The following is a 12,148-nucleotide window of genomic DNA, read 5'->3' as shown; positions in this document are numbered from 1 at the left end:
GTGCAGCGAGAGCCCGGCCTTCGGGCACGGGGCCGAGCAGAGAAGGACGGGTTCGGGGAAGGCCTCGGCGGTCACAGCACCAGTGGGCCGTTCTCCGTCCAGCAGGTGACGGCGTGGAAGCCGCGGTGGCCGCACTCACCGAAGACCGTGAGCGGGCGGCCCGTCGAGGCGGCCAGGAGGCGCCAGGGGGAGGGCGTGAAGAGGGGCACGGCGCCTGTGGCGTCCGTGAGTTGCCAACCGTGGTCCGTCGGGACCGGGGTGGCCTCGGCGATGACGGCGGGCCAGGAATCGAGCCACGGGTCCTCGCCGAGGGCGGCCGCGTAGAAACCGAGGGCGGCGTCGATAGAGGTGCCCTCCGGTCGGGGCGAGCCGGACGCGGTCGGGGCCGCGTGACGGGTGCCGAGCGCGGCGCGCAGCGCTGGCCCGACGGGATGGAAGGCGAGTTCGGCGTCGAGCACCAGACCGGTCGGCAGGGAGAGATCCGGAGCCGTGCCGGGACGGCCGAAGGAGAGGAGCAGTGCGTCCCGCCCCGACCGGGTGCCGCGCAGCCACAGACGACGCGTCGTCAGGCGGTCGTCGGAGCTGTCGCGTGAGCCGAGCACGAGCCAGTGATCGCGGACCAGCGGGCCGGCGCGGAGCACATCGGCGTTGTCGACCGTGAAGCCCACGCGGGAGCGGACGGTGGCGGCCAGCGGTGCCGGCAGTGCGTCGCGGCGCTGGTAGCCGGTGGCGAGCAGGTGCAGCAGGGCGTACTCCTCCAGCAGCCGGGCGGGCCACTGCGCACCGGAGGCGGGAAGGGCGCCCAGAGCCCGCGCGCGGGAGGCGAACCCGGGCGCCTGCGCGTCGACCATGCGGGCCGCGACTCCGTCCCAGAAGGCGTAGCCGCGCGTCGGGGCCTCGGCGAGGCCGTCGCGCAGCTGGTCGGTGAGGCGGGCCAGCAACTCGTCCGCGCCGGCGGTGACCCGGGCCTCCCGCCGCCTGCGCCTCGCCGCTGCCGCCGCCTCGTCACGTGGGGTTGCTGAGGCAGCCGGTGAGGCATTCCTGGCGTCCCCGGCCTCGCCGGAGGCCGGTGCAGCCGCGGGCTCCGCCCCTTCGGTGCGGTTCGCACCGTCGGCACGGTCCGCGCGTTCGGCGCGTCTGCGGCGCCCGGTCAGCCAGGACTCGGCCCACTCGGGAACCTCGGAGCCCGCCAGCGTGTCGGCGGACCAGAGGAGCAGCAGCCCGAGTGCGTGCTTGCAGGGGAACTTCCGGCTCGGACAGGAGCACTGGTACGCGGGCCCGTCGAGGGCGACGACCGTCTGGTACGGGCGTGACCCGCTGCCCTTGCAGGCGCCCCACACCGCCTCCGCGCTCGCCCCCGTGCCGGACCACGGTTCCGGCTTGGCGAGCTTGGCTGCGGCCTTCTGCGAGGGGGCGTCAGGAGCGAGGGAGAGAACGTGATCGGTACTCCAGCGATCGTTCATGCCTTCGACGTTAGGGCGCGCCACTGACAACGCGGACGGCGGAGCGGAGCGGGTTGTCCACAGGCCCGCGAAATTGTCAGACCCACGGTGCAGAGTGGTTCTCGCAGGCGGCGCTCCGAGCTGAGGGCGCCCATCTGATGCCTTTGACCTGCGTTCCTTCCTTTCTGACGCCCTGGTGCCTCTTTCTTGAGGAGACGTATGTCCACGTCCCTGTCATCCCCTCTGTCACCGCTCTCGGCAGAGACCCCCGCGGTGCTGCGGCCCCACGCCGAGACGGCGTACGCCGCCGAGCTCGCGGCGCTCGCGGCGGCGGACGACCGACCGCGTCCGGAGCGCTGGCTGCTCTCGCCGTGGGCGGTGGCCACCTACCTGCTCGGCGGCACGCTGCCGGACGGCACGGTCGTCACCCCCAAGTACGTCGGGCCGCGCCGGATCGTCGAGGTCGCCGTCACGACGCTGGCCACGGACCGCGCGCTGCTGCTGCTCGGCGTGCCCGGCACAGCCAAGACATGGGTGTCCGAGCACCTCGCCGCCGCCGTCAGCGGGGACTCGACCCTGCTCGTCCAGGGGACCGCCGGCACGCCGGAGGAGGCGATCCGGTACGGCTGGAACTACGCCCGGCTGCTCGCCGAGGGGCCCAGCCGGGAGGCGCTGGTGCCGAGCCCGGTGCTTCGGGCCATGGCCGAGGGGAAGACCGCGCGGGTCGAGGAGCTGACCCGCATCCCGGCCGACGTGCAGGACACGCTGATCACCATCCTCTCCGAGAAGACCCTGCCCATACCGGAGTTGGGGCAGGAGGTGCAGGCGGTCCGCGGCTTCAACCTGATCGCCACGGCCAACGACCGCGACCGCGGGGTGAACGAACTCTCGTCGGCGCTGCGCCGTCGCTTCAACACCGTGGTGCTGCCGCTCCCGGCCAGCATGGACGACGAGGTGGCCATCGTCGCCCGCCGCGTCTCGGAGCTGGGGCGCTCGCTCGACCTACCGGAGCTGCCCAGCGCGTTGACGGAGATCCAGCGTGTGGTGACGGTCTTCCGGGAGCTCCGTGACGGTGTCACGACCGACGGGCGGACCAAGCTCAAATCCCCGTCGGGCACCCTCTCCACGGCCGAGGCCATCTCGGTCGTCACCAACGGCCTGGCGCTGGCCGCGCACTTCGGCGACGGGCAACTGCGGGCGGCGGATGTGGCCGCAGGTCTGTTGGGGGCGGTCGTGCGGGATCCGGCGACGGACCGGCTGGCCTGGCAGGAGTACCTGGAGTCCGTCGTACGCGAGCGCGCCGACTGGAAGGACTTCTACCGCTCCTGCCGCGACGCGTCCGCGCTCTGAGCAATCCGGGAAGTTCGAAAGGGGGATGCTGCTGTGGCTTCGTCACAGGGAACAACCGGGGGAACCACGGTCGCGCTGCTCGGGGTGCGGCATCACGGGCCGGGCTCGGCACGGGCGGTGGGTGCCGCGCTCACCGAGTTCCGACCGGACGCGGTGCTGATCGAGGGGCCGCCCGAGGCGGACGCGCTGCTGCCGCTGGCCGCGAGCAAGGAGATGGCACCGCCGGTGGCCCTTCTCGCCCACGTCGTGGACGAGCCCTCGCGTGCTGCGTTCTGGCCCTTCGCGGCCTTCTCGCCGGAATGGGTCGCCCTGCGGTACGCGCTCGACGCCGGAGTGCCGGTCCGCTTCATCGACCTGCCGGCAGCGCACACCTTCGCGCTCGCCGCCCAGGACGCGGTGGGGGAGGAAGCTGCCAAGCCCGAGGACAGCGCCGAAGCGATCCCCGTCACCAGCGACGGCGGGGACCACGACGGAGCGGACAGTCACGGAGCGGACAGTCACGGCGGCGGCAGGCCTGATCGGGACAGCCGCGGCGAGGACGCGGCGGAGTTACGTCGCGCCCAGCGGTTCGACCCGATCGCCGAGCTCGCCAGGGCGGCTGGGCAGGAGGACGCGGAGCGCTGGTGGGACGACGTCGTGGAGCACGTGGGCCACGAGGTTCGGGCCGGCGGCGAAGGCCCGGACGTCGGCCCGGACGTGGGCGCCGTGCCGGGCGCGGCCCCCGCGCGCGCGGCGCCCGACGCGCTTGCTCCTTTCCAGGCGCTGGCGGAGGCCATGACGGTGCTCCGTGAGCGGGCACCCGAGGCGCCCGAGGACGCACGCCGCGAGGCGTACATGCGCAAGCAGATACGGGCGGCCTCCCGGGCCGGGTACGAGCGCATCGCTGTGGTCTGCGGCGCCTGGCACGTGCCGGCGCTCGCGGCGAAGGTGACCGTGGCGGCGGACAACGCCCTCCTGCGCGGGCTGCCCAAGGCCGCCGTCGAGGTCACCTGGGTGCCGTGGACGCACAGGCGTCTGGCCCAGCACACCGGCTACGGCGCGGGCATCGCCTCGCCCGGCTGGTACCAGCACCTGTTCGAGGCAGGCGGCCGTCATGTCATCGAGCGGTGGTTCACCAGGATGGCGTCGCTGCTGCGGGAAGAGGACCACCCGGTCTCCTCGGCGCACGTCATCGAGGCGGTCCGCCTCGCCGGAACGTTGGCCGCCGTTCGAGGGCGACCCTTGGCAGGGTTGGCGGAGACGATCGACGCGGCGCGGGCGGTGCTCTGCGACGGCTCGGATGTGCCGTTGCGCCTGATCGAGGAGAGGCTCGTCGTCGGCGACGCGCTGGGCCAGGTGCCCGAGGCGGCGCCGGCGGTGCCGCTGCAAAGGGACCTGACGCGGCTCCAGCGGTCGCTGCGCCTCAAACCCGAGGCACGGGTCCGGGCCCTCGACCTGGACCTGCGCAAGGAACGGGACGCGGAGCGGAGCCGGCTGCTGCATCGGCTGGCGCTGCTCGGCGTCGACTGGGCGGTGCCTGCCGCGTCCAGGACCCGTTCGACCGGAACGTTCCGGGAGAGTTGGGAACTGGCCTGGGAGCCGGAGCTGGCGGTCCGGGTGGCCGAGGCGGGCGTCTGGGGCACGACGGTCGAGGCCGCAGCCTCGGCGCGGACGGCGGCACGCGCCGTGGAGGCGCAGCGCCTGGGCGACGTCACCGCTCTGGCGGAGAGCTGTCTGCTGGCCGCGTTGCCGGAGGCGCTGCCGGTGGTGCTCCGTTGCCTGGGCGACCGTGCGGCGTTGGACACCGACGTCGAGCACCTGGCAGAGGCGCTGCCCGCCCTGGTGCGGTCGCTTCGGTACGGCGACGTGCGGGCGACGGGCACGACGCTGCTCGCGGAGCTGGCAGGTTCCCTGGCCACCCGCATCTGCATCGGCCTCCCGGCCGCTGCGACCGCCTTGGATCCCGCGGCAGCGCAGACGCTCGCCGAGCACGTAGCCGCGACCCACACGGCGGTCGGGCTCCTCGCGGTGGCGAGGGCGGACATGGAGGGTCCCGCTGAGTCGGGCGGCCTCAGCCCTACGGAGCCGGCCGGCTCCGACCTCGACGGGGCCCCCGGCTCCGGCCTGGACCCGGCCTCCGGCTCCAGCCCGGTCGAGGTTGACGGTGACGTTGACGTTGACGTCGAGGTTGCCGGTCTCGTCGGGATCGACGGGACCGTCGGGACCGACGGAGTGCGAGCGCGCTGGGAAGCCTGCCTCCGGACGCTGGTCGCGCGCGAGAGCGTGGCCGCCGTGGTGCGCGGGCGGGCTGCCCGGCTGCTGCTGGACGACGGCCGGCTTCGGGACGAGGAGGCGGCGCGGCTGCTGGGGTTGGCTCTGACGCCCGGCGTGCCCCCGGCCGAAGGTGCGGCGTGGGTGGACGGGTTCCTCGCCGGAAGCGGGGTGCTGCTGATGCACGACCAGCGCCTGCTCCAGCTCGTCGACGCGTGGATCACGGCGATCCCGGACGTCGCCTTCCCCGACGTTCTGCCGCTGCTGCGCCGCACGTTCTCCCGCCTGGAGGCGGGCGTACGGCGCGGAGTGGGCGAGCTGATCCGGGCGGGAGCCCGGGACGCGCTGGGCGGCGCTGTGCCGGGCGAGGCGCCGCGCGGCTTCGCCACCGAGTTGGACGGCTCGCAGGCCGGCCCGGCGCTGGCCACCGTGCACCTGCTACTTGGACTCCTTGAGGGAGAGGAAAGGCCCCGATGACATCGAACGGAGCCGAGCGGCGCACGGCAGCGCCCGGGACAGCCACGGCACCGGCTGCTGCCGTGGCCGCTGACCCGACGGATGCCGCGATCGCTGCTCCGAAGGCCGGCCCGACCGCCGCCGGGGTGGTGACCGCCCGGAGCTCAGCGGCGACGGCCGCAGGGACCGGCACGGCGCTTGCCGCGCGGGCGGCGGCGTCGGCAGCCAACCCGCCCGCAGTCGCCGCAACGGCCACCCCACACGTGGCATCGGCGGCTGCTTCGCCAGGGCCGGCGGCTGCCGCGTCGGGAGAGACGGCTGGGCAGGTGGCGTCGGCAGGGGAGGGCCCCGCCGGTGCCGGTGCCGGTGCCGGTGGCGGTGTCGGAGGCGGCCGCGAGGAGCGCCTTCGGCGCTGGCGGCTTGTGCTCGGAGGCGAGGCCGACGGGACGGGTTGCTCGCTCAGTGGCCGGGACGCGGCCATGGACCGGACGTTGGCTGCGGTGTACTCGCCGCGCGCCGAGGCCGGGGGCGGGTCGCGCAGCGGCGGGCTCGGTGGGTCCGCCCCGCAGGTCGCGCGGTGGCTGGGGGACATCCGCAGCTACTTCCCGAGCAGTGTCGTCCAGGTGATGCAGCAGGACGCCATCGAACGCCTGGGCCTGACCAGGCTGTTGATGGAGCCGGAGATGCTGGAGGCGGTCGAGCCCGACGTGCACCTGGTCGGGACGCTGATATCGCTCGGCAAGGCGCTGCCGGAGACCACACGGGAGACGGCCCGCGCCGTCGTCCGCAAGGTGGTCGCGGATCTGGAACGGCGCATCGCCACGAAGACCCGCTCCGTGGTCGGCGGCGCGCTCGACCGGAGCGCGCGGACCAGCCGACCGCGGCATCGCGACATCGACTGGGATCGCACCATCCGTGCCAACCTGCGCAACTACCTTCCGGAGCAACGCACCGTCGTGCCGGAGCGGCTGGTCGGATACGCGCGGGCGCAGCAGGCGCTCAAGAAAGAAGTGATCCTCTGCATCGACCAGTCCGGTTCGATGGCGGCCTCGGTCGTGCACTCGTCCGTCTTCGGCGCGGTGCTGGCGTCCATGCCGTCGCTGAGCACCCGGCTCGTGGTCTTCGACACCTCGGTCGTCGATCTGACCGAGGAACTGTCCGACCCGGTGGATGTGCTGTTCGGTGTCCAGCTCGGCGGAGGGACGGACATCAACCGGGCGCTGGCCTACTGCCAGGCGAAGATCTCCCGACCGGCCGACACGGTGGTGGTGCTGATCAGCGATCTGTACGAGGGCGGCATCCGGGACGAGATGCTCAAGCGGGTGGCGGCGATGAAGGCGGCCGGCGTGGAGTTCGTCGCGCTGCTGGCGTTGAGCGACGAGGGCGCTCCCGCCTACGACCGTGAGCACGCCGCGGCACTGGCCGCCCTCGGTGCGCCCGCGTTCGCCTGCACGCCGGATCTGTTCCCGGAGGTGATGGCGGCAGCCTTGCAGAAGCGTCCGCTGCCGATTCCGGAGCCGTGAGCATTGCGCCGTGAGCGTTGAGCCGTCAGCGCTGGGCGGTGAACCGGAGCCGATACGGCCGCTGCCGACTCAGTGTTCAGCCGATGCCCGGTTCGGTGTTCAGTGCCGGTGGGGGAGTGGAAGGGCGGCCCAGACGGTCTTGCCCCGGTGGCCGGGGCGCGGGAGGGAGCCCCAGGCGGCGGCGAAGGTGTCGATCAGGAGCATGCCGCGGCCGCTCTCGTCGTCCTCGCCGGGCCGCTCGACCTGGGGGATGTCGTCCGGGTCCTCGTCGTCGACCTCGACGAAGAGGAGGCCGCGTGCGCTCCACAGGCGGCAGTGGAGGCGGCGGCTGGCGGTGTGCCGGACGGCGTTGCCGACCAGTTCGGACATGCACAGCTCGGTGTCCGCGAGCGTCTCGGGGCGCAGCCGCCACATGGCCGCGGTGATCCGGACGAACGCGCGGGCGCGGGTGACGGACTCGGCCTCGGCGCGGAAGGTGGCGGCCGCTTGCCGGTCCATGGGCCAGGTGGAGCGTGCGGTGCCCAGCTGGGAGAGGTCCGTGGGCGGGGACGAGGGCAGGCACGAGGGCAGGCACGCGGGCGGACACGTGGGTGGGGACGTTGGCGGACACGCGGGCGCAGAGCGGTTCGTCGAGTGGGCCGGCGGCGGTGCGGGTTCCGGCTCCGGGGTTTCCTCGGTCCGTCCGGGACCGAGGCCGGGTCTGTGTGTGCTGCTCTGCATCGTGCGTCCGCTTCCAGGAGGCACAGGTGTTCCAGGGGGCACAGGTGGCGGCGACCCACCGTTCGCTGTGACGTATCCGTTATACCGGGCGGGCCCCCGTCGCACGGGCCGTTCCGGTGATCCCGATCTTTCCGGACGCGTCGGTCGCCGCCGGACCCGCGCGGACCGGCCAGGACGGCTGCCCGAGCGTCGCGGCGGGGCGGTGAACGATCGGAGCCCCGGGCGTGTCGGACAGTGGTCGAACCGGGGCACGGCCCCCGCTCCGGCCCGCCGTACCCCCGTTGTGATGGTTATCACCGGCCGGGGAGGGCTCCCTGGCGAACCCCGCCCCCCGGACAGGGATAACCTGCGAGACGGACATGCCGCGTGCCACGCCGCCGTGTGCTCCCCAAAGCGAAGGCGCCGACGCGAGGCCCCTGCCAGGGCCCGCGTACCCCGCCGGAGCGGTCCGTGCGGCACGCTGGGAAGACAAGCAGTCGCGATCACAAGGACGGACGCGCGTGGACCTCTTTGAGTACCAGGCGAGGGATCTCTTCGCCAAGCACGGTGTACCGGTGCTGGACGGTGAAGTCATCGAGACTCCGGAGGCCGCTGCTGCGGTCGCCGAGCGCCTGGGCGGCCGCGCGGTCGTCAAGGCCCAGGTGAAGGTCGGTGGCCGCGGCAAGGCCGGCGGCGTCAAGCTGGCCGCCGACCCGGCGGACGCCGTGGAGAAGGCCCGAGCCATCCTCGGGATGGACATCAAGGGTCACACCGTTCACAAGGTGATGCTCGCCCAGACGGCGGACATCAAGGAGGAGTACTACGTCTCCTTCCTCCTCGACCGGGCCAACCGGACCTTCCTGGCCATGGCCTCCACCCAGGGTGGCGTGGAGATCGAGGTCGTCGCCGAGGAGAACCCCGAGGCGCTGGCGAAGATCGCCGTTGACGCCGTCGAGGGCGTCACCCCGGCCAAGGCCGCCGAGATCGTGGCCGCGGCCAAGTTCCCGGCCGAGATCGCCGACCAGGTCGCCGAGGTCCTGCAGAAGCTGTGGGTCGTCTTCATCGAGGAGGACGCCCTCCTCGTCGAGGTCAACCCGCTGGTCAAGACCGGCGACGGCAAGATCATCGCCCTTGACGGCAAGGTCTCCCTGGACGCCAACGCCGACTTCCGCCAGCCGGAGCACGAGGCGCTGGAGGACAAGGCCGCCGCCAACCCGCTCGAGGCGAAGGCCAAGGAGAAGGGCCTCAACTACGTCAAGCTCGAGGGCGAGGTCGGCATCATCGGCAACGGCGCGGGTCTCGTCATGAGCACCCTGGACGTCGTCGCCTACGCCGGTGAGAACCACGGTGGCGTGAAGCCCGCCAACTTCCTCGACATCGGCGGTGGCGCCTCCGCCGAGGTCATGGCGAACGGCCTGGAGATCATCCTGGGCGACCCGGACGTCAAGTCCGTCTTCGTCAACGTCTTCGGTGGCATCACCGCGTGCGACGCGGTCGCCAACGGCATCGTCCAGGCGCTGGAGCTGCTCTCCAGCAAGGGCGAGGCCGTCACCAAGCCGCTGGTCGTCCGTCTGGACGGCAACAACGCCGAGCTGGGTCGCAAGATCCTGACCGACGCGAACCACCCGCTCGTGCAGCAGGTGGACACCATGGACGGCGCGGCCGACAAGGCCGCCGAGCTCGCGGCTGCGAAGTAAGGGCTGGGGAACCGAAATGGCTATCTTCCTCACCAAGGACAGCAAGGTCATCGTCCAGGGCATGACCGGCTCCGAGGGCATGAAGCACACCCGGCGCATGCTCGCTTCGGGCACCAACATCGTCGGTGGCGTGAACCCGCGCAAGGCCGGCACGACCGTTGACGTCGACGGCACCGAGGTGCCGGTCTTCGGCACCGTCAAGGAGGCCATCGAGGCCACCGGCGCCGACGTTTCGGTCATCTTCGTGCCGCCGGCGTTCACCAAGAGCGCGGTCATCGAGGCCATCGACGCCGAGATCCCGCTGGCCGTCGTCATCACCGAGGGCGTGCCGGTCCACGACACCGCCAACTTCTGGGCGTACAACAACCACAAGGGCAACAAGACCCGGATCATCGGTCCGAACTGCCCCGGTCTGATCAGCCCCGGACAGTCCAACGCGGGCATCATCCCGGCCGACATCACCAAGGCCGGCCGCATCGGTCTGGTGTCCAAGTCGGGCACCCTGACCTACCAGATGATGTACGAGCTGTCCGACATCGGCTTCTCCTCGGCTGTCGGCATCGGTGGCGACCCGGTCATCGGCACCACCCACATCGACGCGCTGCAGGCGTTCCAGGACGACCCGGAGACCGACCTCATCGTGATGATCGGTGAGATCGGCGGCGACGCCGAGGAGCGCGCGGCCGCGTACATCAAGGAGCACATCACGAAGCCGGTCGTCGGCTACGTGGCGGGCTTCACCGCGCCCGAGGGCAAGACCATGGGCCACGCCGGCGCCATCGTCTCCGGCTCCTCCGGCACCGCGCAGGCGAAGAAGGAGGCCCTCGAGGCCGCCGGCGTCAAGGTCGGCAAGACGCCGTCCGAGACCGCCCGCCTGGCGCGTCAGCTGATCGGCTGAGCATGCGACCGAGGCACTGACGTGCCGAGGTGAAGGGCCGTCCCCGCGTTCGATCGCGGGGGCGGCCCTTGTGCGTTCGCGCGGGTGATCAGCTACGGCGTTCGGTGATGCTTCTCGGCTGCGGTGGGTGCGGACGGCCGCGCTGCGGGGGCCCGTTCTCCGACGCGGGATTGGCGGGATTGGCGGCGTTGCTGGGAGTGGCGGGGTCGGCGGAACTGCCAGGGCCGCCGGGGGCCCCGGGGTGGCCGGGGCCTGCCGGCTTGGCCGGGCCGCGGGAGTGGCCCCAGCGGCCGGAGTGCCCGGCGTGGCCGGGGTGCTTGCCGCCCTTCCTGCCGGACCTCCTCTTGGCGTCATCGGAAGTGCCCTGGCTCTGGTCGATCAGCCCGGGGCCTGTCGCGAACGGCGTGAGCGGCGGCGCGGGGACCTTCGGCGGCTGAAAGCCCGCGGTCGGCGCGGTGTCGGCCGTGCCCACGATGGTGGCGCGGGTGGGATGCGGGACGACGGGCCGCTCGTCCGGGTGCATCGGGGTGCCCCAGACCGCCCCGGCGCCGAGGAAGCCCGCCGTGGCCAGGGCGAGCGCCCCGGCGGCCAGGGTCAGTCCACCGTCGTGCAGCCGTGCGCGGGTACGCGTGACATGGGGAGGGACGTGCTCGGGCGTCCCCGCGCACGCGCGGACCGCGGCTGCCCGCAGCCTGTCGCCCAGGCCGCGTCCGAAGCCCGGCGCCTCGGGATCGGCGCCCACGATCCCCGGCAGGGCCTCGGCCAGCGCTCGGCGGGCACGGGCGACGCGCCCGAAGGTGACCGGCGTGCTGCCCTCGACCTCGGCCGCTGTCTGCGCCCAGTCCAGGCCGATCACGTCGTGCAGGACAAGCGCCCGTCGCTGGGGGCGCGGCAGTCGCATCAGCGCCTTCAGGAGCGAGCGGTCCTGGCCGCTGCCCGAGGTCGGGTCGGACGGGTCGTCGACGGCGTCCGTGTCGGCGGCGGTGCCGGTGCCGGCGCTCGCGTCGGCTGTGGCTGTGGCGACAGCGGCGGCATGGCGGCCCAGGGGGTGCGGGAGGTGGAACACGTGCTGCATGCGCGGGCCGCCCTTGTGCCATGGGGAGAGGGCGAGGTCGAAGGCGGCGGCACGAAGCCAGCCCTCGGGCGAGAGGTCGGCGCTGACGGTCGGCCAGTTCGTCCAGGCGAGCTGAAATGCCCGCCGCACGCAGTGGCCCGCGCGGTGGCGATTCCCGGTGAGCAGGAACGTTTGCCAGGTCAGCTGCGGTGCGAGCGCCGCGTACAGCGCGTCGAATGCCTCCTGCGTCGCCGGGAGGGCGGCGGAGATGGCGGTGGGCGGCACGGTGAGGGGAGCCGTCGTGGGGATACCCCCGGCGACGGACGTGCCGTTCAGCGGATCCCGCCCGGCCGCGTGTCCGACGGCCTCCGCCTCGACGCTCCGCGTCCCGGCCACCGCGGCATGCCCGGAACCCACCGCCCCGTGCCGCCCCGGCCCGAGGGGAGCCGGAGTCAGCGACGACAACGACGGCGCGTCAGCGACACGGAGCCCGGCGGCGTCCGGCCCGGCGGGGTCCGGCCCGGCGGGGTCCTGCTGAGCGTGGCCCCGCGTGGGAGCGCTCGCTCGGGTCGGCTCGTGTCCGGCGGTGGCCTGGTCGTCGGAGCGGGTGCGGGCGGTGGTCGGGGCCCTCGTCGGCCGCACGGGGGAGGGGGACTGCGCCGCGGCCGTGGAACTGCGCTGCTCCTTGCTCCGGGGTGTCTGTTTGCTCTCGGGTGTCTGGGTGATCCGGGCGGGCCGGGGGGTCTGGGTGGGCCGGGCCGACGTGGTGGCGTCGGCTG

At 73.2% G+C, this 12,148-nt stretch carries 8 protein-coding genes; 5 read left to right on the top strand and 3 right to left on the bottom strand.

Going from position 1 to position 12,148, the window contains the following annotated elements:
• Window positions 1–71: 71 nt before the first annotated feature.
• Complete coding sequence (locus TR50_RS13535; protein ID WP_042420112.1) at window positions 72–1,463, bottom strand: SWIM zinc finger family protein; 1,392 nt, start codon at window positions 1,461–1,463, stop codon at window positions 72–74.
• Between the two features lie 198 nt (window positions 1,464–1,661).
• On the opposite strand from TR50_RS13535, the gene TR50_RS13530 reads away from it, so the two are divergent.
• The 3 genes from TR50_RS13530 to TR50_RS13515 all read left to right on the top strand — a co-directional run bounded on the left by TR50_RS13530 (window position 1,662) and on the right by TR50_RS13515 (window position 7,021).
• A complete protein-coding gene (locus tag TR50_RS13530; protein ID WP_042420109.1) occupies window positions 1,662–2,792 on the top strand; it encodes an ATP-binding protein in 1,131 nt (376 codons plus the stop codon).
• Window positions 2,793–2,825: 33 nt separating this feature from the next.
• Entirely contained in the window at window positions 2,826–5,519 is a 2,694-nt protein-coding gene (locus TR50_RS13525) for a DUF5682 family protein (RefSeq protein ID WP_042420107.1), read from the top strand.
• Between the two features lie 305 nt (window positions 5,520–5,824).
• Entirely contained in the window at window positions 5,825–7,021 is a 1,197-nt protein-coding gene (locus TR50_RS13515) for a VWA domain-containing protein (protein WP_084700201.1), read from the top strand.
• 99 nt (window positions 7,022–7,120) lie between these two features.
• Here the strand turns inward: TR50_RS13515 and TR50_RS46685 are convergent, their stop codons facing one another.
• On the bottom strand, window positions 7,121–7,519 hold the full coding sequence (locus TR50_RS46685) for an ATP-binding protein (RefSeq protein WP_052440973.1): 399 nt from the start codon (window positions 7,517–7,519) through the stop codon (window positions 7,121–7,123).
• A gap of 722 nt (window positions 7,520–8,241) precedes the next feature.
• On the opposite strand from TR50_RS46685, the gene sucC reads away from it, so the two are divergent.
• Entirely contained in the window at window positions 8,242–9,417 is a 1,176-nt protein-coding gene (gene sucC, locus TR50_RS13505) for an ADP-forming succinate--CoA ligase subunit beta (protein ID WP_042420099.1), read from the top strand.
• 16 nt (window positions 9,418–9,433) lie between these two features.
• Window positions 9,434–10,315: a succinate--CoA ligase subunit alpha gene (sucD, locus tag TR50_RS13500; protein WP_042420096.1), complete on the top strand. Its 882-nt coding sequence runs from the start codon at window positions 9,434–9,436 to the stop codon at window positions 10,313–10,315.
• An 88-nt stretch (window positions 10,316–10,403) separates the two neighbouring features.
• Here the strand turns inward: sucD and TR50_RS49730 are convergent.
• Window positions 10,404–12,148 (bottom strand): RNA polymerase sigma factor (locus TR50_RS49730; protein ID WP_369405734.1); only part of this gene is annotated, 1,745 nt, incomplete at its 5' end.

Origin of the sequence: Streptacidiphilus anmyonensis (assembly GCF_000787855.1) — a bacterium.
Taxonomy (GTDB): Bacteria; Actinomycetota; Actinomycetes; order Streptomycetales; family Streptomycetaceae; genus Streptacidiphilus; species Streptacidiphilus anmyonensis.
Note: the sequence above shows the minus strand (reverse complement) of the source record. Positions and strands in the feature narration are given on the sequence as shown.